Below are 25,091 nucleotides of genomic sequence, written 5' to 3'. Positions count from 1 at the left end.
GTCTAACGTAAGATCTTAACTCCTTTCATATGAGCATTTATGGCTAAACTTGAGCGAGACATTCAGCACGCCTTAATCGGCATCATTTCTGGTTTAAAGCATGCCATGCGACTTGCAATGCAGGAACACAAAATACCTCTTTCACCCCTGTATTTTTTAATCATGAAGCTTATTCATGAGACTCCGCATTGCACGCCCATGCTGATCGCCGATCGATCAGGCCGAGATAAAGGGCAAATCACTCGCTTACTTAAAGAATTAGATCAGCATGAGCTACTCATTCGACAACAAAACCCCGCAGATAAACGCAGCTTTTTCATTGAACTCTCAGACAAAGGTTTACACTGCTTTGAATTACTAGAAGAGCTGGATATGCAGGCTCTAGAAGCCATGACACATGGCTTATCAGAGCAACAGTTAGAAGACTTTTTAGCAACAGCCACCCAAATGAGCCAAAACCTAGAACGTTTCGAACGCGCTAATTAAAAATCTCAGCCTTAAGCTGCGCTAGGTACTCTCGCATAAATGCTGTACGACGAGCAGCCTCAAGTTGCCCACTATCTGTTTGAAAGGTGTTTTCCAAGCACAATAATTTTTGAAAAAAATGGTCTAGCGTATAGAGCAAATCATTCGGCTCGCGTTCTTCACAGAAGGGATCAAAAGAATCATACAGAGCACGATCTAATCGACCACCCACCATCATGCAACGCGCAATTCCAATGGCACCAAGAGCGTCAAGACGGTCGGCATCCTGAACCACCTTTGCTTCTAAAGTACGAGGTGTGACTTGAGCACTAAAGCTGTGGGTTACAATGGCATGCTGAATAGCACTAATTTCTGTCCCATTTAAACCAAGGCTTTTTAAGAACGCTTCAGCCTTGGTTGCCGAATCAAACGAAGCCTGAGCTCGTTTCGGATCATCTTTCGGATAATTCACCAGATCGTGCAACCACGCCGCCGCCACGACGATCACTTGATTGGCTTGTTCCGTTGCTGCTAGCCCTTTCGCTAATGCTACAACCCGCTCAATATGGGCCAAATCATGAGCACTATCCGCTGTCATGGATTCCAGCACAAATTCTTTACAGCGTTGCTCTAATTGTTTTAATTCGCGCATTCTTTTCTCTCATCTGAGTCTTGGGTCCATTCATCGTACCACTCCAATACTCGATGTGCAGGCATTGGACGAGATATAAAGTAACCCTGCCCTAATTCACAACCAAGCTCTAGTAGTCGTTTAGCGTGCTCGTGAGTTTCCACACCCTCAGCAATGACCTCTAAGGAAAACGCATCCGCAAATCCCACCACACCTTTAATGATAGCCAAGTTGTTTTGGTCATCCAGCATATCGCGAACAAAACCATGATCAATTTTGAGCATATCGACAGACAACTCTTTAAGATGACTTAACGTGGAATAACCCGTACCAAAATCATCTAAAGAAACCTTAATGCCCATATCCTTACAGGCATCAATCACTCCTGAGACGATGGCTAAATCCTCTATCGCACTGGTTTCTAAAATCTCTAACTCTAGAGAATGTACCACCTCTGGAGAAAAGCCGAGGATAATCTCTTGTAGCTCAGACATAAAGTTCGGCTGTTGCAGCTGATATCCCGCCAGATTCACACTAATGGCTTGCAAGCTTCCTTGTTTTTGCCATGCTTCAATTTGCTCTAGCGCGGTTTTTATTACCCAATGACCGACCTCTAATTCCAGCGGCTGGTTCGTCATCGCAGGTAGAAACGCCGCAGGCGCCAATACCCCACGTGTTGGATGAAGCCAGCGAATCAATGCTTCGTAGCCAATTACCTCGCGCGTACGCATATTAACTTTAGGTTGATAATACAAACTGAACTGCTGGCTAGCATAAGCATGCTGCAACTCCTCATAGAAGCGATGCTGCTCTATCAGGCTGTCTTCTTGGCTAAGGTCAAAGGATTTGAGACGGTTACGACCACTAATCTTGGCTTGATACATGGCCTGATCTGCTTGGCGAATCAGCTGGTCAGCCTCAATGACTCGGTTTTGAGGATAGTAAGTCACACCTATGCTAGCACTAATATGCAAGGTCGCCCCTGACACACGGAATGGCTCCGCCAGCGCTACCAACAAACGCTCTAATTTCTGTTCTACCTCAATCATGTTTTCAATAATCGGCAGCAACAGCACAAACTCATCGCCTCCAAAACGCGCAACGGTACTTCCTTGTCCTAAAGTATCACGCATACGCTGTGCCACATCGACCAACAACAAATCACCTGTATCATGCCCAAAAGTATCGTTCACTTCTTTAAAACCATCTAAATCAAGGAACGCCAATGCAAACTTACTACCGTATTGAGCCGAGTAGCTGATTTGAATGGCCAGTGAATTAGTTAGGTTGGTACGGTTGGGTAACCCGGTCAAAGCATCAAAATAGGCGATGTGCTCCAATTGCTCTTCGTTACGTTTCTGGCGAGTGATATCTGAAAACAAAGAAATATAATGACTGACTCTGCCTTCCGTATCTTTGACTGCAACAACTGTAAGATTTAGAGCATAAATACTTTCGTCCTTACGCTTATTCCAGATCTCACCTTCCCAGAATCCTGCCCCCACAATTTGACGCCACATTTCTCGGTAAAACTCTTTACTCTGACGACCTGAGTTCAAAATGCGCGGATTTTGCCCAATGATTTCATAGCGACTGTAACCCGTTATACGTGAAAAGGCTGAGTTCACATCCAGAATGTCTCCTGCGGGGTTGGTAATAGCAATACCTTCACGAGCATTAGCAAAAACGCTGGCCCATAATTCCAACTGCTCTTCATTCAAGTGCCGATCACTAACATCAGAATGAGCGCCAACCAGTAAGGTCACTTCACCTTCATCATTACGTAATGCCTGTAAACGATCTTCAATCCAAATCCAATCATTATCCCGCAACAGTCGATAGGTCATAATCAAGGTACCGACAAAACCATCAACGCGCCACTGCCTAAAGTTTGCTAGCACTCGGGTTATATCGTCGTCATGAATCGATTTCTGCCACCAATTACGAGTCTTTTTAATTTCATCTGCCGCTTTATGATACAAGTTAAAACAGTTGCTACTGATAAATTTGAGATTAAAATGCTCTGAATCGAGCGAGTAAATCACCGTTGGACTGCTGCTGAGCAAAGCATCTAGCTGTTGATTGCTGCGAGCCAGCATTACCTGCGCTTGCTTTTCTTTTCTCACTAAACGCGCCAGATGTTGGTTTTGTCGATAGGTATTCCATGACAAGAAAATCAACGACACGGCAATAATATTTGCCAAGATGAAATACACCGCATAGCTTTTTAGAAAATCAATCCAGCCAAGTGTGCGAGCCTCATAGGGCGCTATTGATAACTCTTTGAGGGTATTTTCTACGGGCAAATAGTCCAAAGCAGGCATAAAACCGTAGATGCCGTAATTTAGAGCCTCCTCGCCTGTCAACGATACCCCCAATAGAGTAGCGGCAATTTCCCTAGCAATCTCCGAATCCACTTGCGCTTGAGCAACAAGTGCCCATTCTGGATAAATACGTGTTGAGATCAGAAATGGGTACCCTGCTAAATACTGTTGGTTAAGGATACGCACATTTTCAAGGCTTATTTTCCCCTCTCGAGCCATACGCTCAAGCACACCGGTGCGCACAAACCCTGTCTCTTGCTCCCCCTCCAAGACAGAGCGCACCACTTGTTCAGCATCATCGTACTGCACAAGTGCCGCTTCTGATGGAATATGAAGTCCTAGGCTCTTCAACTCATAGATTTGTGCGAGGTAGTTTTCAAGAAATTCTGGCGCTGATGCGGCCACTGGATACTGATAGAGATTATCAAGTCGAATATGTTGGTTTTGTTTACGGGTGAAGATCACTCCACCCATCAGGCTTGTGGTTTGCCCATCGTTACTGCGGCGTAAGGACAACAGCGCGCCACTAAGGCTGCCAGAGCTGCGCAACCTTAGATAATGAACAGGATCGAGGAGCATTAAGTCGTATTGATCATGATCCACTTGCTCTTCAAGGGAGTCCGATCCCACAACCTTTAGATTCAACTGATAATTCGGAAGCTTTTCTGCCAGCTCATTCACTAGATTGTGATAACGCAATACAGTTGTCACATCAGGGCTATAAGACAAGACCAAAAAGTTCAACGAACGTTGTTCTTGAGCAGACGCAGCCAGCGCAATACAGCTGAGCAGTAACCATGCAATCCACTTAATCATGTCAAACAACCTAGTGAATCCGGCATAAATAGGCAGGCTGAATCATCGAATAAAACTCAGCTTCTGTTAAGGTAATTCCATGCATATTACGATCCTGTTTGATTGCATCAAAAACTGCGTACGTAGGCCACTCAATTCACGTTTCTTAAAGTAGATACCAAAAATAGCATACGTTAAGTCCCCACACAGCTTTCTCATACGTTAGATCCCAACACATTGGGATATGGCGTTATGCGCGGACACTCCAGTCTCAATCAAAACCTTATACAGTACAATATTACTCACTGCATTTCCTTCTAGTGCAATACGCCCACCCTTGATATGCATCAATATATTTAAAGGCATCCAATTCATCACCAAACCTGAGCCGCTGCCTCAGGTCACACACCGCCTAAACGATATTGATTTGTAAAGGAAAGTTGAAAGCCTTCCAAGATAGTATGTATAGGATTCACCGACATAGTAGTCATAACCTGTTATTATCATCAGCCTTGTTAACGTCACCTTTATTAACTTTATTTATAGGAAAATAGTGATGCGATTGAGCACTATAAAAATAGGATTTTTAGCACTTTTATTAACCCCTAGTTTGGCACTAGCTCATCCAGGCCACGAACATACCTCAAGCTTTTTATCCGGTTTAACACACCCTCTTACTGGCCTTGACCACCTTCTCGCAATGTTTGCCATTGGCCTTTGGGCCGCAAGCCTTGGTGGCCGCGCACTGTTCGTTGTGCCAGCAATGTTTGTAGTGACTATGATTTTAGGAGCCGTGGCTGCCACGTATGGCATTTCAGTGCCTTTTGTTGAATCGGGGATTCTATTATCAGTGATGCTTCTAGGCGTCTTACTTCTGATTGGCAAACATCTCCCAACCGCTCTCGCTGCCAGTCTCGCTGGTGCCTTTGCCCTCTTTCACGGCGTGGCACATGGTATGGAAATGCCACTGTCAGGCAGTGGACTTGAATACGGTCTTGGTTTCAGTCTAGCCACCATCGCTCTTCATCTAGTGGGCGTAGGTGCGGGCCAGCTTCTGCGTTCCTTACAGCTAACGATCATTGGTCGTATCAGTGGCGCAGCTATCGGCCTTGCCGGCCTCGTTTTAACGCTAGCGTAACTAAGCAACTATAAGCTAATCTTATCTTTTAAGACATAGATCAAATTGTGCAGGAATTCCTGCACAACTTGATCTATTTAGTGTTTATGATGATGGATAACTCAGCATTTTTTTATGCTTTATATTTTTTCGGACAACCATAGATAATTGGCGGCCTCGCGATCAGCCTCTAAGACTAGGAGTTTGCTTAGAATGCTCAGAAATAGGATTAAAGACCGTCGAGCGTTACTCATTGCTACGAGTATTTTTGTCGCCATCTTTTCCATCTGTCTGTATTTTATACATCTATCTAATACCAACTTCAGTCAAAACCAGCGCCTTTTACTAAGCGGCATTGCCCGCTCCCAAGCCGCTGAAATAGAACGCAGCTTATCCCTCTCCTTTACCTCGACACAGATATTGGCGCATCAAATTGCTTTGGACCAAGATAAGGTTGCTTATTTTAATAGCTATGCGAGTAATATCATGCAGTCCATACCAGGCATCGATAGCATACAGCTGGCGCCCAATGGCATTATTGAATACATCTACCCGCTTGCAGGCAACGAAGCTGCTTTAGGATTAGATGTACTAAACCATCCCTCCTATCGAGAAGCTGCTCAGCTAGCCATCAAAGAAAAACGCATGATCGCTGTGGGGCCAGTTAAATTGGTACAAGGGGGTATAGCAGTCATTAGCCGAACCCCCATTTTTAAAGAAACGTCTGGCCCTGGTGCCAACGAATTTTGGGGCTTTGCCTCTGCATTAATCTATCTCACACCTCTATTAGAAAGCAGCGGCATTCATAAATTGGAATCGGAAGGGTATGCCATTTCATTAGAGCGCCGGCACAATGATTCCAATGAAGTCTTTGAATTCTATCGCTCTGAACGCGCACTAGATTCCAGCGCACTGGTTCAGGCAGAAATTACGCTACCATCAGGTTCTTGGACACTTTCCCTTTCCCATGACATAAGCAATAACCTCGAGACTCGCACCATCAACATGATGGCGATTTCTTTGCTGCTCGCCTCTATCTGCGCCTGGAGCCTTTACAACATTTTGATACGACCTCTTGAATTGCAGAAAGAGGTCGATAAGAAAACTCTAGAACTGAAAGAGCTAGCCTTCAAAGATCCATTAACAGGCCTACCAAATCGTCGTTTTTTAAACGATCGGATGACTGACATCATCCAGCATATTACCAAGCACCATTCATTTGGCGCCTTCATTTATTTCGACCTTGATAATTTTAAATCCATCAACGACACCATTGGACATGACGTCGGCGATAAGGTCCTAATAAAAATAGCAGAACGCTTATCAATGCAGACCTCTGACAATGATGTCGTGGTGCGTTTAGGCGGAGATGAATTTGTTATCGTATTAACCGAAGCCGGTAGTGTTGAAGAGGTTCGTTCTAAAGCTCAAAACATCTTAAATTGCACGCAGAAAATCATTAGCATTGATTATCGTGAATTTAAGCAAAGTACTTCGTTAGGCATTACTCTTATCCCAAATCATGGCTCCCAACTCTTAACACTAATGCAGTGTGCCGATGTGGCCTTATATGAAGCCAAACGCCGTGGTAAAAATCAGTTTGTCATCTTCGATGAGAGTATGCGTCAAAACACCATCAATATGCATAATGAGGAGCTGGCTTTAGCAAAAGCCATCGAAGAAGAGCAGCTTATCCTACATTTTCAACCGCAATTCGATTTAGAATTAAATAAAATCATTGGAGCAGAGGCCTTGGTTCGTTGGGAACATCCTGAAAAAGGCCTAGTCTATCCAGACAACTTTATTCCACTAGCTGAGCAATCAGGGCAAATTTTAGAACTTGGCAATTACGTAATTCGTAAAAGCTTTGAGTATCTTGCACATCGTGAACAACTGGGGCTTTACCCGATTCTGTTACACATCAACCTGTCATCATTGCAGTTGAACGATCCAAACCTAGTGCCGTATGTCAAACAGATGATTCAGCAGTTCAAAATACCCGGTCATTACATCGGTTTTGAGATCACTGAAACCACCCTATTAACAGACATCGCTCATGCCAAGAAAACTCTGGAGCAATTAAAAATGCTGGGGATTTGCGTTGCCATCGATGACTTCGGCACAGGCTTTTCTTCTTTAGGCCAACTGAAAAACCTACCAGTGGATCTACTAAAGATTGATCGAAGCTTTGTTCGAGACTTGGAGACCGATAAAGATGATCGCATGATGGTTGAAGCGATCATAGCCATGGCGCATAAGCTCGACATCATGGTCATCGCCGAAGGCGTAGAAACCATAGAGCAGCTTAATATGCTGCGATCCTTCAATTGTGACCTTGGCCAAGGCTACTACATTAGTCGCCCCATTGCAGAAGATAAGTTTGATGATTTTCCAGAGACCATTATCGTCGAGTCTTTCACAGCGAGTTCCGTCTAGCTATAAAAAAACCCAGCCTTGGCTGGGTTTTTACTTGCTATTGAGCAAACACGATTCTTAAGATGCTAGACAGATCGCACGACCGTGGTTGTGAGATTCAACGAGCTCTTTGTGCAGGCTACGGATAGCCACTTCGTAGTCTTCTTCATCCACTACGAACTGCATATCAACTTGGCGCATAGATTGGTGCATTGCAATGACATTGATGTTTTGCTCAGAGATTGCCTTCACCGCGCTCGCCAGCATACCAGTTGTTTTCATATCCGAACCGATGGCCGATACGATTGCCACTTTACGCTGAGTGATTTCTGCTTCAGGGAACTCTTCACCTAGCATACGAATCACACGCTTTAGTGTTTTTAGGTTAGCGGCTAAATAGTGCGTAATACTGTTGGCATTGATATCTTTGGCGATGATGTGTGCCCCCAGCTGGTTCAACACATTCAAAATGCCCATATCGAAGCTATCAATTTCACCTGCCATTTCTTGGTCGAATAGCTCAACCGCATAGACACCGCGGCTACCTGCAATGATCTCTACACAAGGAGCATCAGAAACGTAGTCACCTGTAATTAACGTACCACTGTGATCTGGCTCGAAAGTATTCTTCACACGCAAAGCAATCTTGCTTTGACGCAAGCCTTTTGCTGCTTTCGGGTGGATCGCTTCCATACCCAAGTTGGCTAACTGATCCGCTACGTCATAGTTGGTACGACCGATTGGCACGGCTTTGTCTTCGCCCACTAGACGAGGGTCCGCACTGCTTAGGTGGAACTCTTTGTGAATGATGGCTTCACGCGCTTGCGTCAATACCGCAATACGGCTGAAGGTCATTTCCGAGTAACCACGGTCAAACGTGGTCATCAGACCCGTTTCACTGTGGGCATAGCCCGTTGCAATCGGCAACTGAGTGGCTAGATCTACATCTTTAAATGACTCAACGATGCGTTCGTCCAAAGACATATGTACGCTTGCGTTCCAACCGGTAAGGTCGACAAATACAGCATTAACACCATCGCGCTTCAGCAAGTGCGCCATGTTGAATGCACTGTGGGCTTCACCAAGACTTGCCAACATTTCGCGAACTGTAGACAGATGCTCATCGATAGAAAAATGGCCATGAGAACAAAGGCGGCTTAAATCTTCTAATGCTTCTTGAGCCTGGTCTAAGCGAGCCACCAAAAAGTCATCAGCTTCGGTTAGAAGCTCACTCTCACCAAACAAATCACGGTTGATACCCAACATGGTTTCACGAACGTCGGCAAAGGCATCACGCCAGCCACTTTGATTGCGGTCTTTTGCGAAGTGCGCATAAATACCAGCATCACCCGTTTTCTTATGTTCCAGCAGCTTGTCGGTAATACCGCCATATGCCGATACCACGAAAATACGTTGATACAGGTCTTCTGTGCCTGCTGGTTTAAAAATAATGTTATCGCGGACCGAGCGGTAGTCGCTCATGGACGTTCCGCCGATCTTATCAACTGTATGTTGTCCCATTTTATTTCCGAATTTCTGTAGGGCTAAGGGAACCTCAACCTATATTGTGAGCGCCGGTGCGTAGTGTGTCATAAGGGCGCTTAAATATTAAGCATGAATTACACAAATCTTAATGAATAATGCCTCTTTTGGTCGCTTTTAGAGCACTCAAACAGGCATCGAGGTTCTCTTAGATTAGTAGAGATATTGTTTAGTCCAGTAACTCATAAGCCCCCTCAGCGTTATGAACTTCTTGACCCGTGACAGGAGGATTAAACACACACGCTAACTTCAGCTCACTGAAGGCACGTAACGTATGACGATCATGCTCGTTGAGGTTGTACAAAGTACCAGGTTTGATCGGGTAAACTTTGCCATCTTCACGGCTCTCAATTTCGCCTTCCCCCTCCATACAGAAAACCGATTCAAAATGGTTTTGGTAATGAAATTGGCATTCCTGACCAGCAAAAATCGTTGTGATATGGAACGAGTACCCCATATTGTCGCCTTTTAGCAACATACGTACGCTTTGCCATTTACCATCAGGGGAAACTACCTTGCGCTCTGTTTGCTCACATTCATTTAAATCACGCACGATCATAACGAGACTCCTTTTGCTTAAACTTGACTAAAAATAAATTGAAGGCGGAGCACCGAAGTGCTCCTCGAATTAGAAATGTCTAGACAGCAATGTCGTAGTTTTCATCGAAGTAGCTTCTTTCTTCAGGCATTTCATCGGTTTTTGCGCAGACCTCGCGAATAGCTCGTTCCACAATATCAATACCTTGTTTAAGCTCTTCATCGCTAATGATCAGTGGACATAAAAACTTCACCACCTGATCGTCAGCTCCGGATGTCTCTATAATCAAATTCTGTTTGAAACAAGCTTTGGTGATTTTGCTCGCCAGCTCCCCGCTAACACAATTGATGCCGCGCATCATACCGCGACCACGAACGGTGAAGTTGCCCTCTCCCACTTCCGCAACAATTGTATTGAGACGATCTTCTATGTATTGGCCTTTACGACGAACTTCTTTAGCGAAGCTGTCGTCTTTCCAAAAGGTGTCTAAAGCGTGCTTCGCTGTAACAAAGGCAAGGTTGTTACCACGAAAAGTGCCGTTATGTTCGCCTGGCTTCCATTGATCCAACTCAGGCTTGAACAGCACAATCGCAAATGGCAGACCATAGCCGCTGATGGACTTAGACAAGGTGACTATATCTGGTTTAATACCCGCTGGCTCAAAGCTAAAGAAGGTTCCGGTTCGGCCACAGCCTGCTTGAATATCATCGACGATTAACAGCACATCGTGTTTGCGACATACTGCTTCAAGATTTTTCAACCAATCTAGCGATGCTGCGTTAATCCCCCCCTCTCCTTGAACGGTCTCCACCAACACGGCAGCAGGGTGGTCAATGCCGCTAGACGAGTCGGACAACACCTTATCCAGATACTCTGTTGTTTCGATGCCATCGCCTAAGTAGCCATCAAATGGCACACGACTGATTCCCCCCAGAGACGTTCCTGCTACACCTCGATGATGAGCATTACCCGTTGCAGCCAACGCTCCTAAGCTACAGCCGTGAAAACCATTGGTAAATGTGATGATATTTTCTCGCCCGGTAACATTACGCGCCAGTTTCATAGCGGCTTCTATGGCATTGGTGCCGGTCGGACCAGTGAACTGCATCACATACTCTAAGTCACGAGGCTCTAAGATGTTGTGTTTAAAAGACTCAAGAAACTCACCTTTTGCTTTAGTATGCAGATCCAGACCATGGGTAATACCGTCATCCATAATGTATTCGACTAAAGCTTTCTTTAACACAGGATGGTTATGGCCGTAGTTGAGCGTACCGGCTCCTGCCAGAAAATCGAGGTACTTATTACCTTCTTCATCAAATAAGTAGCAGCCTTGCGCTTTGTTGAATATACGTGGAAACGAGCGTGCGTAAGATTGTACTTCCGATTCAATTTCCTCAAAAATTTTCATGCTTTATCCTCTATAGATTTGAAATTATTTATAACTCGTTATCGATGGCCTCAGAGCAATGGGTTACTCTGAGACTGAATTAAATGGGCCAATTCGTACTAGATATTCGGTTTTATGACGCCCTTTGAAATGTTGCTGCTCATCGAATAGAACCGTTTTTTCGATGGGGGCCTGTAACTCTCGCGCCATGCTCGTAAACAGTCCCCATGACGCTTCATTATCCGGCGTAATGGAGGTTTCTAAGTATCGCACCTGATTAAACTCGGCTCGTTTTAGCACAGATCGCAGCATACGCTTTGCCAAGCCACAACCACGCGCTTCTTCGCCAACAGCCACTTGCCAGACAAACCACACTTGGCAGTCACTTGGTTTTAAATACCCTGAAACAAAGCCGACTAATTGATCGCCCTGCGTAGCCGCTACCCCAGTGTCGGAAAAGTGATCACACTGCAGCAAGTTGCAGTAGGATGAATTCGTATCAAGAGGCGGACATCGCTTCACTAACTCAAATAGATCCATTCCGTCTTTCGGGACAGGCTTACGCAACTCAATCAAATTATCATCCATCTAGAAATTACACCTCTAATAAAAAACAATATTAAATCGGCTTAAATATTAGCTAAATACCGAATAAAGACGATAAAAATAGTTACATGTCTAATCTTTTATATCAACCCCAATATCACTTTTTACCTAATCCATGCATTTATCGATGCGATGACTTCTTTATAAAATTCAATGATTTATGTTGTTTTTTTGACCAGTTCGACAGATTTAACTTGAAAAGTGTGAACAAAGTTTGCAAAATCGCCCGCCAAATTAGAGCAATTTGCCAATGCCTATATGGCGTTAGCAGGCATCGGATCATCAGTGGGAAGGTTCGTGTGCCATATTGCCCTAACAAGCAGTTCTTCCATTAACAGTAAGCAAGAGAGCCGATTAAGCAGTACGGACTATCACTTATCAGTGATCTCTCAAGCGTGACCTTACAAAGGCGCACGCTCGTTGTTTAAAAAAAAGAGAATCTTATGCAAGAGAAAAAATCCATCCACGGCTCTTGGGCGAGTCGCTGGATCTTTATCTTAGCCGCAACAGGATCTGCTGTTGGCCTTGGTAACATTTGGAAGTTTCCATACATTACCGGTGAAAATGGCGGTGGTGCTTTTGTTCTGGTCTACCTCATCTGTATCGCTCTGGTTGGCATTCCAATCATGATTGCTGAAGTATTTATCGGCCGTCGAGCACGTCAAAGCCCCATTAATGCATTGATGGATCTAGCTGAGGAGTCTGGCAGCAGCAAACGCTGGGGCGCTATCGGCTTTATGGGAATGTTGTCTGGTGTACTAATCTTCTCATTCTATTCTGTGGTTGCCGGTTGGGTGCTGCAGTACATCTATTCAACGGCAACAGGCGCACTTAATGGTGTCAGCTCTGAACAAGCAGGCAACCTATTCAATGAACTGTTAGCCGATCCAACTACGCTACTAATGTGGCACACCATCTTTACCATTATGGTAGTCGTCGTCGTCATCGGCGGTGTGAACGCAGGTCTTGAACGTGCAACACGCATCATGATGCCAGCGCTGTTCATCTTGCTATTTGTTCTATTTGGCTATGGTATGAGCACAGATGGCTTTGCGGCGGGTTGGAGCTTTATGTTCGACTTCGACTTCGGCAAGCTAACTTGGGATGCCGTTCTGGTTGCAGTAGGTCACTCTTTCTTCACCCTTTCTTTGGGTATGGGTAGTATCATGGCCTACGGTTCGTACATGCCAAAACGTGCCTCAATTGGCTCAACAGTATTGGCGATCGGCTTCCTAGACACCTTAGTGGCGCTGGTTGCTGGTCTTGCGATCTTCCCAATCATCTTTTCTAACGGTATGGATCCAGCAGCAGGCCCTGGCTTGATGTTCATCTCCTTGCCAGTAGCCTTTGGTCAGATGGCAGGCGGCCAATTCTTCGGTACATTGTTCTTCATTCTGATCGGTGTAGCGGCTTGGACATCCGCGATTTCGCTACTAGAGCCAACCGTTGCTTACTTAGTTGAGCGTGTTGGCATGAAGCGTTCCTCTGCCACTATCGCTTTAGGTGTCGTGGTTTGGGCGATGGGTATCCTATGCCTAGGTTCATTCAACTTCATGTCTGATGTGAGCCTATTCGGTAAGAACGTGTTTGACTTCCTTGACTACATTACTGCCAACATCATGCTACCACTTGGCGGTATCTTGGTTGCTGTGTTTGCTGGTTGGGTCGTAAAACAGAAATTCTCAACCGATGAGATTAACTTAAAATCTGAAGCGCTGTTTAAGCTTTGGCTATTTGTGGTGAAATTCATCGCACCAGTAGCGGTTGGCGTTGTATTTGTCCTAAACCTTTAAGACAAGCAGCAGCCCACTCTCAAGTCACAAAAGCCCTGCATTACGCAGGGCTTTTTCTTTTACATTAAGAGCGTAAAGCAAAGCTTTCTAAAGATTGCTGAACACTCTTTGGCAAAGCTAACTCTTTATTGGATTGAATACGTTGCCACACTTTTTCATGGAAGTAATAAGCAACGGTATTAATAGCAGGCTCAATCATTGCCACCAAGCCGCCTACCAAAAAACTACCAGTAATGACGTAAGCAACACCAAACGCCACACAAAAATGCATCACAGCAAAGGTCATTGTTTTAGTCATTGGCTTCACCTCGTTCCATTCATATTCGATAAAACTAAGACTAAGCCAAAAACAAAAATACTAAAAATTAATTAAAAAAATAGATTCAATTAGTTTTATCAACTAAGAAAAATAATCCATCAAATCAGAATAGAGTTCGATATGTTTGCCTAGGGTCATACTCTTCCCCGCCAACCAAAAGCCAGAGCCAATCACCATCAGAGGCAAGCCAGACTGCTCAAATACATTCAACCACCTCTCTGCCTCCCCTTGGGTAATACTTTCTGCAACCAGTATGACTTGTTGCGGGGCAAAATGCTGTGCCACTTGAATAACATCCTGAGCCGTGCGCACACCTTCTAACACCTTAAAACTATGTTCTGCCTCACTTAACGTCCAAGCCAATAAGCGAGCCATCAAGGAGCTATGGTCGGCACTAAAAATAAGACTCTGATCTTGAGCAAAGCGAGTATGACGATAGCTAGACTTGATAGATAAGATAAGCTCAGTCAATGAGCTTTGCAGACACAGCCGCGACACTACAGCATCTGGCTGATTTCCCAACGTCACCAGCGCGGGTAACAAGCCTTTCTGCAACAATACCTGTATAGGATATTGCCTACTGGCATCTTGAAATAACTGTTCCCATTTCGCCTGATCTAATGTCGTAACAGCGTGAATAAACATAGCTTGCCAATCCGGCCATTGAGCATCATTTATGACCATCTGGCTTGGCTCCTGATTGGAATCTAACAAGACTTTAACCTTGCCAACTGATACGCCTTGATTCACCCAGTACAGAATCTTGTTAACCCGCCCAATATCTTCCCGACAATACAACCGGTGCCCTTTTTCAGTCCGAAAGGGCTTAAGCAAACCATAGCGCCTCTCCCAAGCGCGTAGCGTCACCGAATTCACTCCAGTTAATTCAGACAAAATACGGATAGGAAAGTAATCCAGCTCGGGGGTTACAGGCGTAATAGTCATCAATTCAGGTCCAAAACTTGTACAAATACATAATATGTACAAAAATAAACTTTTACAAAATTAATTATTGTATAACTTTATAGCAAACACCTGCACAGAGAATGAAACCATGAAAACCGACATCCCCCATACACAAATAGCCATCATTGGCGCCGGTTTAGCTGGTGCTACGTTTAGTTATTTCGCACAACAGCAGCACATTCCATGCCTTGTCATTGAAAAGTCTCGTGGAACAGGGGGTCGAGCAGGTAGCAAACGCCTAGAGCAAGGAAGTGTTGACTTAGGTGCCAGCATCATTAGTTTTGGAGATGAGGAATTAGCGCATTTAAGAGAAACGCTGCTCAAAGCAAATGTCATCGAGCGCTGGCAAAGTGCTTATGTTGGTGTGCCAAAGATGTCTGCTATCTCTCGTTATTTACTTCAAGACACCCCTCTATTAACAGGGAATAAAGCTCATCACATTGAGCGTCAAGGTAAAAGCTGGCTAATTCGAGATGAGAGCTATCAACCAATTTGTTACGCTGAAAATGTCATACTGGCCACTCCTGCACTGCAATCCGCTATGCTATTGGCCAGCATACCTAATTCCGGCGCCCTGCTGCAGTTTGCTAATCAAGCGGGCAGTCAAACGCTGCCGCAATGGGCAATGTGGGTAACCACTCATGCCACCGAGCATGCTCCGTTAGTGCCTTGTCAGCACGAAGTTCTAGAATCCATTATTAAGGACTCAGATAAACCGCAACGCCCTGCTAGCACCACAGAAACTTGGGTAATTCAAGCTTCGCCGCAATGGAGCAAAAAACACCTAGACACCCCCAAAAGCGAAGTACTCGCAGAAATGATCCAAGCCTTCAGTGACGTCACGGGGGTTGAAGTACTTAACGCTGGGGAACCTCATCGTTGGCTACTGGGACGCCAAGTCATGGCATTGGCACCGCAACCTTTTATGTGGGACAGCACTTTAAACGTTGGCCTGATTGGCGATTGGCTGTGTCAAGGTGACGCAGAAGGCGCGATGTTAAGCGCCAAGTTTGCCTTTGATGCAATAGGGCCTACTTTTGACATGAACAACCTTTAGGAGATTGTCATGACACTAAATGAATCTTACCCAAACCAGATTACTCATAAAATCCCGGTAGGTATCAGTGCTTGCTTATTAGGAGAAAACGTACGCTTTAATGGCGGCCACAGTCGCTCCCTATATTGCTTAGGCCCACTTGCTGAATACTTCGAATACCGCAAATTTTGCCCTGAAATGGCAGCAGGTTTTGGCACACCACGCCCCACCATGCGCTTAGAAGGCGATCCAGACCAGCCTAAAATGGTGTTTTCCAATAACCGAGAAGTAGACATTACAGAGCAGCTGGTCACCTCTAATGAGCGTTATCTGGATAATTTGCCAGAACTTGATGGTTACATAGTGATGAAGAACTCACCGTCCTGTGGTTTTGAACGAATTAAGGTCTATCAAGAGAACGGCCATCCACATATGCGACGTGTGAAAGGACTGTTTACCCAAGCCTTGGAGGAACGCTATCCATTACTCCCTATTGAAGAAGATGGCCGTCTAAACGATCCTTTGCTACGCGAGAATTTTCTTTTGCGAGTGTTCGCCCATCATGAGTTTCGCAACACAGTACTCAACGAGCTGTCGATGAAGAATCTTATTGACTACCACAGCCGCTACAAGTACGTCGTCATGGCACATTCTCAACCTGCTTATAAATCACTTGGGCGCTTGTTATCGGGTCAAGAGAAATTACCAATCTCAGAGCTTGCGGAAGAATATTTCCGCCAGTTTATGCAAGCACTCGCCAAACCTGCCAAGCGAAAAAATCATTGTAATGTGTTAATGCACCTTGTTGGTTACTTAAAACGCGAAGTTGATTCCAATGTTCGTCAGGATATTTTGAATGTTGTAGAGCAATATCGTCGTGGTGAAGTGAACCTCACCACACCAACCACCTTGCTGTACCACTACTTGAAACTCTACGGCAGTGAATACGTCAAAGAGCAGCGTTACTTCGCACCTTATCCGCAAGCATTAGGCATTAGGAACACAGTTTAATCATGGCCATTACTCAATTAGTTTGGTTGCGCAACGATCTAAGGTTAACAGATCACCCAGCGCTATTCGCAGCTCAACAACAAGGCGATGTTGCCTTGACCATATGTCTCACGCCGGATCAGTGGCAAGAGCATCATGAGTCCTCCGCTAAGTGTGCTTTGCGCGAGCAACTGATTTATGCACTGCAGCAGCAAGCATACGGACTCGGTATTCCTTGTCATGTGCTGAAATTAAAACGCTTTTCAGATTGCGCTGACGCTTTAACCAAGCTTTGTCAGCAAAATGGCTACGAGCAAGTTTGGTGGCAAAACGAATTACCCGTTCATGAAACACTGCGTGATCAAAAAGTAGAAACGCAACTAATTGAGAACGGCATCAAATGTCAGCGCTTTACCCCAGATTTGATCGTATCTGAACCCGTCTTAAACCAACAAGGGCAGCCGTTTAAAGTCTTCACACCTTTTTATAAACGTTGGTTGACCACTTTGGTAAATAAGATCAGCGCACCTTACGATTTACCAACGCAGCAATCCAGTCAGACCACATTCCCAGAGACTATTACAGCACTTTACGATAGCCACTATCGTGATGATCTGTGGCCTGCGGATTACCAAGTGATACGCGAGAAACTTTGGCAATTTTGTCACCATAAAGAGCAATATTACGACGAACTTAGAGATTATCCGGCCAAACCTTACACCAGCACACTATCACCGTACCTTGCCCTAGGGGCCATTGGACCAAGAGAATGCCTAGAAGCCATTATTCATAGTTGCAGTGCTCAAGAACGAGAGTGGCAAGACAGCGTCTGGTTAAAAGAACTTGCTTGGCGCGACTTTTATAAACAACTGATGGGGTTCTTTCCTGAGTTATCTAAATCGTTACCCTTTAAACCAGAAACTCAGTATGTGCAATGGAACCACAACCCAGAAGGTTTTCAAGCTTGGTGCGAAGGCAACACAGGTTTCCCCATTGTCGATGCCGCCATGCGACAACTCAATCAGACAGGCTGGATGCACAACCGGTTACGCATGATTGCCGCCAGCTTTTTGACTAAATTACTGTTGATCGACTGGCGTGAAGGGGAAAAGTACTTTATGGAAAAACTCATCGATGGTGAATTCTCTGCCAATAATGGCGGTTGGCAATGGAGCGCTTCCACTGGCTGCGATGCTGCCCCCTACTTTCGCGTGTTCAATCCCACGCGCCAATCCGAGCGCTTTGATCCTGATGGTCTATTCATTAAAAAGTTTGTGCCTGAGCTAAAAAGTATCAACAGTAAACAAATACATGATCCCAGTAGCACAATACGAAACCAAAGCGGTTATGTCGAACCTATTGTGGACTACAAGAAAGCGCGTGGACATGCCATTGCAGCATTTGAAAACCTAAAGGATAGAGCCTAAACGCCTTTTTATGCCTGGTATGAAAAGCTGGCTCAGTTTGACTTTCCAACATCAGGCTATTATTTTGAAGTCTAATGAATAGATTTTATGGCAGATTCCTTTGCACAGGGGTTCATACCCTTTGCATATCTGCCTATAATGCCCGCTCAAATGACCCCAAGCAGACTTTTTAATAATAGCTATGCCAGAACCACAACATCTACATGACGTCCTCGTCCATCTGCGCCGCATTATTCGCGCGACTGACTTACAATCTAAGCGTATTGTAAAGGCTTGCGGCCTTACGATTCCTCAAATTATGGTACTGCGTGCGATTGAAGAATTGGGCGATGTCACTGTGCGCAAAATCTCAGATAATGTCTCCTTGAGCCAAGCTACGGTAACAACAATTCTGAATCGACTTGAGGAGCGCAAATTAGTTGAACGTGTACGCGCTCAAAAAGACAAGCGCATCGTCAATGCTCGTCTCACTGAAGAAGGCAGCAACGTCCTTCTCACAGCTCCGCCTTTGTTGCATGAAAAATTTATTGCTGAGTTCAATGCTTTAGCAAGCTGGGAGCAAACGCAAATATTATCCTCACTACAGCGTGTAGCCTTGATGATGGATGCCGAACACCTTGACGCCGCACCGCTACTGGATATTGGTGCACCAAGCGCTTAGGCCGTTTTGATTAGACAACAAATTATCTTTCGTAGATATTTGAAATATAAAAAAAGGCCGCATGATGATGCGGCCTTCTTTTATTTAAACGATTTTAGAATCACTTTAAGTTCAATACGTCCTGCATATCAAACAAACCAGCTTGCTGATCTTTCAACCATGCTGCCGCACGTACCGCACCTTTAGCAAAGGTCATACGGCTACTTGCCTTATGTACGATCTCAATACGCTCACCTTCCGTAGCAAACCAAACGCTGTGTTCGCCCACAACATCGCCAGCACGGATCGTTTCAAAACCAATCTCTTTTTGAGTACGTGGGCCAATTTGACCTTCACGACCATAAACCGCACATTCTTTAAGATCACGACCTAGAGCTTCAGCAACCACTTCCCCCATACGCAATGCCGTACCTGATGGAGAATCAACTTTATGGCGGTGATGCGCTTCAACTACTTCGACATCGTAGTCATCGCCTAGAATTTGTGCCGCGAGAGACAGAAGCTTCAGCGTTAAGTTAACACCCACACTCATATTTGGAGCAAAAACAACAGAGGTTTTCTTACCGGCTTCTGCAAGCAAAGCCTTTTGCTCATCATTTAGACCGGTCGTGCCAATAACAATAGACTTACCGTTATCGGCACAGTACGCAGCATTCGCAACGCTTAGAGCAGGTGTTGTAAAGTCGATCAAAACATCAAAGTCAGCTACGCAATCTTTGATATCGCTAACAATACTCACACCCAGTTTACCGACACCGGCGACTTCACCAGCATCTACACCAACGAGCGAACTAGTCGGTTCAACAATCGCTGCTCCGAGCTCTACACCGTTTGCATCCGTGATCGCTTGAATTAATGTTTTACCCATGCGGCCAGCGGCGCCGATTACTGCAATACGCATTATTTCTTTCCTCAAAACAATTTGCCCAGAACCATAGCAAAAAACCCTTGCTAGCGCATTATTAGAACGAAAAAAGCGACCAAAATGGTCGCTTTTTTTAACGCTAAAAAATTAGAAAATCTCATTCGGGTCCAAACGGAATCCACCGTCGCCTTCGGTGAATAAATCATCAGTAGCAGGATCCCCGCCAATACCAGGTGGGTATTCTGGCTCAATTACATTGGTTCGCGCCAAATCATTTTGACGAATGACAATTTCTACCCGTCGGTTAGTCGCGCGGTTCTGCGGCGTATCATTAGGCACCAAAGGCCGTGTATCCGAGAATCCTGTCACAGAGAAACGATTTTGATCTAGCTGGCCAGTTGAAAACAATTCCTCCGCTACCGCAATGGCACGAGCAGATGAAAGCTGCCAGTTAGACCGGAAGCGCGGGCTATCAATTGGAATATTATCCGTATGCCCTTCCACGGCGATATTGCCTTCTAACCCCACCAACACATCTCGCACCATGTCAATAATGGGAATAAAGTCATAATTCAATTCCGCCGAACCAGATTGGAAAGAACCACGATCTTTCAAACGAATAGTGATGGTACTTTCTTGGGTTTCGACTTCCACCGTACCTTTTGAAATCTCCTCACGCATTACCGAAGCAACTTGCTTAGCATTATCTTCCGTTTGCTGAATTTGCTGCTGACGTTGTAAATCAGCCTGTGTCATATCTACCGCGGTACTGGGTGAGGGTTGACCTGCACCTTCCTGCTCATTTAACTCAGCAGAATCCGGCTTACACATAACCTCTAGCGTATTCTCAGGCCTATCATCGGCTTTTTGTCGCACTTCATTAATCGGCGTTGGCTCTGGTCGACCAGGACTAAACTCTTGGGCAATAATCGAAGTCCCCATAGGGATCGACTCAGCCTCAATTTGCTTTTGCACACCAAAAGCTTCTCGCATCGAACCGGCCAATTGCTTAAATTTCAAAACATCCATTTCGGCAAATGACAGCAGCAATACGAAGAAACACATCAGCAACGACATCAAGTCGGCAAACGTCCCCATGTAGGCCGGCAGGCCTTCTATACATTCGGGGCAGTCGTTTTCTTCTTCATCACTCATGATTCAAACATCCAGTACCACTAAGGAGAACATTATTCACGTTCTGTTCGTTTGCCTTCAGCAAGGTAAGTTTTCAATGCACCATCAAGCACACGAGGGTTTTGACCAGCTTGAATCGCAAGCAAAGCATCCAGAATTAATTGCTGACACAGCAATTCTTCATTAGCACGAGTGGATAATTTAGCTTGGATCGGCAAACACACCATGTTTGCCAACATCGCACCGTACAAGGTCGTTAGAAGGGCGACGGCCATCGCCGGACCGATCGCTTTTGGGTCATCCATGTTTGCCAGCATCTGCACCAGACCGACAAGGGTACCGATCATGCCCATCGCAGGCCCAACATCACCAAAGGCTTTAAACACCTTAGCGCCAGTATCATGTCGCGCAAAAGCCAAGTTCATATCCTTGGAAAGCTGAGCACGAACGACAGAACCATCATGACCATCCACCAGCATCTGAATGCCTTTCGACAAGAATGGGTGGCTCACTTCTTTTCCCTCTAAAGACAGCAAACCGCCTTTACGCGCCTCATCGGCTAAACCATAGATTTCGTCGATCAGAGTATCCATCGGCACACTTTTGAACATGAAGGCTTTGGCGGCAGATTTTCCTGCGCCAAGGAATTGCCCCAAGGGATACTGCATTAACACAACGAAGGTCGAGCCAATCAAAACGATCAACACCGATGCAGGGTCAAGGAACATCCCCGCGGAACCACCCAACAAAATTGCCATCAGGACGATTGCAAACGAACCTATCAGACCTAATAACGTTGCGATATCCACACACGTCTCCTACGAATAAAGCTATAATGCGACTCAACTTCTTCCATTTTAAACAAATACTAGCGGCGCGTCTTATTCTGCCGTTACTATTTTGTAACTCTAGAGTGACATCACTCGTGAATTATGCGGAATTCTGTTACAAATTGTAGGTTACCAAAAGAGAAGTCATTATGTCTCGTAAAACTAGCGTGCGCCATTTCGAAGAAAATTTAACAGAACTCGAAACCATTGTTGCGCAACTTGAATCTAACCAATTATCCCTTGAAGATGCGCTCAAAGCCTTTGAGAAAGGTGTAAAGCTGAGCCAAGATTGCCAGTCTGTCCTGACACAAGCAGAGCAAAAAGTCCAAATTCTACTGGAAACCAATGATGGCGAGCGCCTTGAAAACTTTGACCCGGAATCTGAACAGTGAACCTTGAGCAATTTTCGCACTATGCTTGCGAGCGCGTTAACCGCTACTTAGATCAAACCTTATCCGACTATGCGCCAGCCAATGGTCTCCAAGAAGCCATGCGTTACAGCCTTTTTAATGGCGGTAAGCGTGTTCGTCCAATGCTAACTTATGCGGTTGCACAACTATTCGATGAGCCTAATGAGCTTACCGATGCTTGTGCTGCGGCAGTTGAATCGATCCATGCGTACTCATTGATTCATGACGATCTACCGGCCATGGACGACGATGATTTGCGTCGCGGCAAACCAACCTGTCATATCCAGTTTGACGAAGCCACTGCAATCCTAGCCGGCGATGCTTTACAAACCTATGCTTTCGAACTTTTGTGCCAAGAAAAACTAAACCAAGCTTCCACACAGCTTGCGGTGATTAACACCTTGCAACAAGCTTCCGGTCGTTTGGGCATGGTAACAGGCCAAATGATTGATCTATCAAATGTTAATAAAGAAATGACTCTAGAAGAGTTAGAGTTAATGCATCGTCATAAAACTGGCGCAATTATTCGAGCAGCCGTCAGAATGGGGGCTCAAAGCGTTGGCGTGACCAATACCGACCAATTGCAGGCGTTAGATAATTATGCGGCCGCTATTGGATTAGCGTTCCAAGTGCAAGACGACATCATAGACATAACCAGTGATACGCAAACACTGGGCAAAACGCAATTTTCTGATGCCGATGCAAATAAGCCAACCTACCCCAAATTACTCGGCCTAGAAGGCGCTCAAGCGCTGGCAAAACGCCTTCATGACGATGCAATTGAGCAAGTAATGTCGTTTGGCCCAAAAGCGACACCATTAGTCGAGTTAGCTAACTATATTATTGCCCGCAACCACTGATATAATGCCCCGCTATATTTAAGACAGAATAAGTGACCTTCCGGTGCCCATGTTCGAAACGATACCAACATCGCGTCCTTTGACGCCACTATTAGACCAGATTAACAGTCCGGCTGATTTGCGCAAGCTGACTAAAAAAGAGCTTTCTACGCTCGTCAGAGAACTGCGTGCTTACATGCTTTACAGCGTCGGGCAAACAGGCGGTCATTTTGGTGCTGGTTTAGGTGTTATTGAATTAACCGTAGCACTGCATTATGTATTCAATACCCCTGAAGATCGTTTAGTGTGGGATGTAGGCCATCAAGCGTATCCTCATAAAATCTTAACCGGTCGTCGGGATGCGTTACTGACAATACGCCAAGAAAACGGCATCTCTGGTTTTCCTAAGCGCGAAGAAAGTGAGTTCGATACCTTTGGTGTAGGACACTCAAGTACGTCTATCGGCGCGGCTTTGGGCATGGCGCTCGCGGCTCGTCAACTTAAGACGAATCGTAAAGCCGTCGCAATTATTGGCGATGGTGCTATGTCTGCCGGTATGGCATTTGAAGCCCTCAATCATGCCGGTGATGTAGAAGCCGACATGCTGGTTGTCTTGAACGACAATGAAATGTCGATTTCCAAACCTGCGGGTGCCTTATCAAGCTCTCTAGCTCGCATCTGGGCCAGTAAAACCTATGAAAATATCCGCGAGGGTGGCCGCAAGGTTTTTTCAGGAATGCCATCGGCCTTAGAGCTTGCTCGTAAAGCGGAAGAACACATGAAAGGCATGGTGGCCCCTGGCACCATCTTTGAAGAGTTAGGTTTCAACTATATCGGCCCCATTGACGGCCATGACATTGAACTGCTCACGCAAACCCTCAGTAATTTGAAAGATCGCAAAGGCCCTCAGTTTCTTCACGTGATCACCAAAAAAGGCAAAGGCTTTGAGCCCGCCGAAGGCGATCCAATTGGCTACCACGCGATCAATAAAGTTGAGCCGGACCCAAAACCAATTACTGAATCACAGCAACCCTCTTTGCCGAAGTACAGCAATATCTTCGGTCGCTGGATATGTGATGCCGCAGAGCAAGATTCACGTCTCATCGCGATTACCCCCGCCATGAAAGAAGGCTCGGATTTGATTGAATTTGCCGATAGCTACCCTGATCGCTACTTTGATGTGGCCATTGCTGAGCAACACGCAGTCACCCTTGCGGCCGGTATGGCCTGCGATGGTTTAAAACCAGTCGTCGCTATTTACTCGACCTTTTTACAACGCGCCTACGATCAACTCATTCACGATGTAGCCCTGCAAAATCTTGATGTGTTATTCGCTATAGACCGCGCGGGTCTCGTTGGCGAAGACGGTCCAACTCACGCTGGGGCATACGATTTAAGCTACCTTCGCTGCGTACCCAAAATGATCATTATGGCTCCCTCTGATGAGAATGAGTGCCGTAAATTGCTAAACACTGGTTATCAATATCAAGGGCCAGCTGCGGTGCGCTATCCTCGTGGAACTGGTCGCGGGGTAAAGATTGAAAACACGTTAGAGACTATCGAGATTGGTAAGTCACGTACGTTACACCAAGGTCAATCTGGCATCGTAATTTGCGGCTTTGGTCGACCAACGTATGATGCTCTTTTGGCGGCGAAAACCTTAGATGCCACCTTGCTAGACATGCGTTTTGTAAAGCCGCTTGATGAGGCAGCGTTGCTTGCACAAAAAGATGCTAAGCTGTTTGTCACCATCGAAGAAAATGCCATTATGGGTGGCGCTGGCTCTGCGGTAAGTGAGTTTTTACAAAGTCAAGGCATCGCACCCCCCGTGCTTCATCTTGGTTTACCTGACCGCTATGAAGAGCACGCCAGCCATGGTGCTATGCTTCAGCGTATTGGCCTTGACCCAGATGGCATTTTGGCAAGTATCCAAAATAAACTTGCCTCTTTATAACCAGCCTATCGCTATCACAGTTATTGTTTTAGCTGTGATATCTC

General features: G+C 45.5%; 22 protein-coding genes. 11 read left to right on the top strand and 11 right to left on the bottom strand.

Annotated features, from left to right (window positions below):
* The first annotated feature begins 39 nt into the window (after window positions 1–39).
* Window positions 40–486 carry a MarR family winged helix-turn-helix transcriptional regulator gene (locus ASC49_RS13150; protein ID WP_055463706.1) on the top strand — a complete coding sequence of 149 codons (447 nt, stop codon included), beginning with the start codon at window positions 40–42 and terminating at the stop codon, window positions 484–486.
* Here the strand turns inward: ASC49_RS13150 and ASC49_RS13145 are convergent.
* Both ASC49_RS13145 and ASC49_RS13140 read right to left on the bottom strand, forming a co-directional pair.
* Window positions 479–1,117, bottom strand: coding sequence for an HD domain-containing protein (locus ASC49_RS13145; protein WP_055463705.1), 639 nt, complete (start codon window positions 1,115–1,117; stop codon window positions 479–481). The two genes, ASC49_RS13150 and ASC49_RS13145, sit on opposite strands and share 8 nt — an antisense overlap.
* Complete coding sequence (locus ASC49_RS13140; protein WP_055463704.1) at window positions 1,105–4,236, bottom strand: EAL domain-containing protein; 3,132 nt, start codon at window positions 4,234–4,236, stop codon at window positions 1,105–1,107. The genes ASC49_RS13145 and ASC49_RS13140 overlap by 13 nt, the downstream gene beginning before the upstream one ends.
* A gap of 535 nt (window positions 4,237–4,771) precedes the next feature.
* On the opposite strand from ASC49_RS13140, the gene ASC49_RS13135 reads away from it, so the two are divergent.
* A complete protein-coding gene (locus ASC49_RS13135) occupies window positions 4,772–5,353 on the top strand; it encodes a HupE/UreJ family protein (RefSeq protein ID WP_055463703.1) in 582 nt (193 codons plus the stop codon).
* 192 nt (window positions 5,354–5,545) lie between these two features.
* Entirely contained in the window at window positions 5,546–7,768 is a 2,223-nt protein-coding gene (locus tag ASC49_RS13130; protein ID WP_055463702.1) for a bifunctional diguanylate cyclase/phosphodiesterase, read from the top strand.
* A gap of 57 nt (window positions 7,769–7,825) precedes the next feature.
* Here ASC49_RS13130 and ASC49_RS13125 read toward each other — a convergent pair whose 3' ends face one another.
* The 4 genes from ASC49_RS13125 to ectA all read right to left on the bottom strand — a co-directional run bounded on the left by ASC49_RS13125 (window position 7,826) and on the right by ectA (window position 11,805).
* Entirely contained in the window at window positions 7,826–9,268 is a 1,443-nt protein-coding gene (locus ASC49_RS13125) for an aspartate kinase (RefSeq protein ID WP_055463701.1), read from the bottom strand.
* A gap of 190 nt (window positions 9,269–9,458) precedes the next feature.
* Window positions 9,459–9,848: an ectoine synthase gene (locus ASC49_RS13120; protein WP_055463700.1), complete on the bottom strand. Its 390-nt coding sequence runs from the start codon at window positions 9,846–9,848 to the stop codon at window positions 9,459–9,461.
* 79 nt (window positions 9,849–9,927) lie between these two features.
* The gene (ectB, locus tag ASC49_RS13115; protein ID WP_055463699.1) at window positions 9,928–11,238 is read right to left on the bottom strand and encodes a diaminobutyrate--2-oxoglutarate transaminase; all 1,311 of its coding nucleotides are present in this window, start codon (window positions 11,236–11,238) and stop codon (window positions 9,928–9,930) included.
* A 63-nt stretch (window positions 11,239–11,301) separates the two neighbouring features.
* Window positions 11,302–11,805, bottom strand: coding sequence for a diaminobutyrate acetyltransferase (gene ectA / locus ASC49_RS13110; RefSeq protein ID WP_055463698.1), 504 nt, complete (start codon window positions 11,803–11,805; stop codon window positions 11,302–11,304).
* A gap of 461 nt (window positions 11,806–12,266) precedes the next feature.
* Here ectA and ASC49_RS13105 point away from each other — a divergent pair, with 461 nt between their 5' ends.
* Complete coding sequence (locus tag ASC49_RS13105) at window positions 12,267–13,616, top strand: sodium-dependent transporter (protein WP_055463697.1); 1,350 nt, start codon at window positions 12,267–12,269, stop codon at window positions 13,614–13,616.
* A 64-nt stretch (window positions 13,617–13,680) separates the two neighbouring features.
* On the opposite strand, the gene ASC49_RS13100 is transcribed toward ASC49_RS13105, so the two are convergent.
* Both ASC49_RS13100 and ASC49_RS13095 read right to left on the bottom strand, forming a co-directional pair.
* Entirely contained in the window at window positions 13,681–13,914 is a 234-nt protein-coding gene (locus ASC49_RS13100; RefSeq protein ID WP_055463696.1) for a DUF2061 domain-containing protein, read from the bottom strand.
* 102 nt (window positions 13,915–14,016) lie between these two features.
* Complete coding sequence (locus tag ASC49_RS13095) at window positions 14,017–14,880, bottom strand: MerR family transcriptional regulator (protein ID WP_055463695.1); 864 nt, start codon at window positions 14,878–14,880, stop codon at window positions 14,017–14,019.
* 109 nt (window positions 14,881–14,989) lie between these two features.
* On the opposite strand from ASC49_RS13095, the gene ASC49_RS13090 reads away from it, so the two are divergent.
* From ASC49_RS13090 to ASC49_RS13075, 4 genes are all read left to right on the top strand, one after another.
* Window positions 14,990–15,958 carry an NAD(P)/FAD-dependent oxidoreductase gene (locus tag ASC49_RS13090; protein WP_055463694.1) on the top strand — a complete coding sequence of 323 codons (969 nt, stop codon included), beginning with the start codon at window positions 14,990–14,992 and terminating at the stop codon, window positions 15,956–15,958.
* A gap of 9 nt (window positions 15,959–15,967) precedes the next feature.
* On the top strand, window positions 15,968–16,948 hold the full coding sequence (locus ASC49_RS13085) for a YbgA family protein (RefSeq protein ID WP_055463693.1): 981 nt from the start codon (window positions 15,968–15,970) through the stop codon (window positions 16,946–16,948).
* A gap of 2 nt (window positions 16,949–16,950) precedes the next feature.
* Window positions 16,951–18,354 carry a cryptochrome/photolyase family protein gene (locus tag ASC49_RS13080; RefSeq protein ID WP_055463692.1) on the top strand — a complete coding sequence of 468 codons (1,404 nt, stop codon included), beginning with the start codon at window positions 16,951–16,953 and terminating at the stop codon, window positions 18,352–18,354.
* A 181-nt stretch (window positions 18,355–18,535) separates the two neighbouring features.
* Window positions 18,536–19,015, top strand: coding sequence for a MarR family winged helix-turn-helix transcriptional regulator (locus ASC49_RS13075; RefSeq protein WP_055463691.1), 480 nt, complete (start codon window positions 18,536–18,538; stop codon window positions 19,013–19,015).
* A gap of 100 nt (window positions 19,016–19,115) precedes the next feature.
* On the opposite strand, the gene dapB is transcribed toward ASC49_RS13075, so the two are convergent.
* The 3 genes from dapB to pomA form a co-directional block, all read right to left on the bottom strand.
* The gene (dapB, locus tag ASC49_RS13070; RefSeq protein ID WP_055463690.1) at window positions 19,116–19,916 is read right to left on the bottom strand and encodes a 4-hydroxy-tetrahydrodipicolinate reductase; all 801 of its coding nucleotides are present in this window, start codon (window positions 19,914–19,916) and stop codon (window positions 19,116–19,118) included.
* A 111-nt stretch (window positions 19,917–20,027) separates the two neighbouring features.
* Window positions 20,028–21,035, bottom strand: coding sequence for a flagellar motor protein MotB (locus tag ASC49_RS13065; protein ID WP_055463689.1), 1,008 nt, complete (start codon window positions 21,033–21,035; stop codon window positions 20,028–20,030).
* 32 nt (window positions 21,036–21,067) lie between these two features.
* On the bottom strand, window positions 21,068–21,823 hold the full coding sequence (gene pomA, locus ASC49_RS13060; RefSeq protein ID WP_055463688.1) for a flagellar motor protein PomA: 756 nt from the start codon (window positions 21,821–21,823) through the stop codon (window positions 21,068–21,070).
* A gap of 170 nt (window positions 21,824–21,993) precedes the next feature.
* Between pomA and ASC49_RS13055 the strand changes: the two genes are divergently transcribed.
* The 3 genes from ASC49_RS13055 to dxs are packed head-to-tail and all read left to right on the top strand — an operon-like array spanning window position 21,994 to window position 25,047.
* A complete protein-coding gene (locus ASC49_RS13055; RefSeq protein WP_055463687.1) occupies window positions 21,994–22,236 on the top strand; it encodes an exodeoxyribonuclease VII small subunit in 243 nt (80 codons plus the stop codon).
* Window positions 22,233–23,114: a (2E,6E)-farnesyl diphosphate synthase gene (gene ispA / locus ASC49_RS13050; RefSeq protein ID WP_055463686.1), complete on the top strand. Its 882-nt coding sequence runs from the start codon at window positions 22,233–22,235 to the stop codon at window positions 23,112–23,114. The genes ASC49_RS13055 and ispA overlap by 4 nt, the downstream gene beginning before the upstream one ends.
* A 49-nt stretch (window positions 23,115–23,163) precedes the next feature.
* On the top strand, window positions 23,164–25,047 hold the full coding sequence (gene dxs, locus ASC49_RS13045; protein WP_055463685.1) for a 1-deoxy-D-xylulose-5-phosphate synthase: 1,884 nt from the start codon (window positions 23,164–23,166) through the stop codon (window positions 25,045–25,047).
* Window positions 25,048–25,091 lie beyond the last annotated feature (44 nt).

The sequence above is a fragment of the Marinomonas fungiae genome, from assembly GCF_001418205.1.
GTDB classification, from domain to species: Bacteria; Pseudomonadota; Gammaproteobacteria; order Pseudomonadales; family Marinomonadaceae; genus Marinomonas; species Marinomonas fungiae.
Note: the sequence above shows the minus strand (reverse complement) of the source record. Positions and strands in the feature narration are given on the sequence as shown.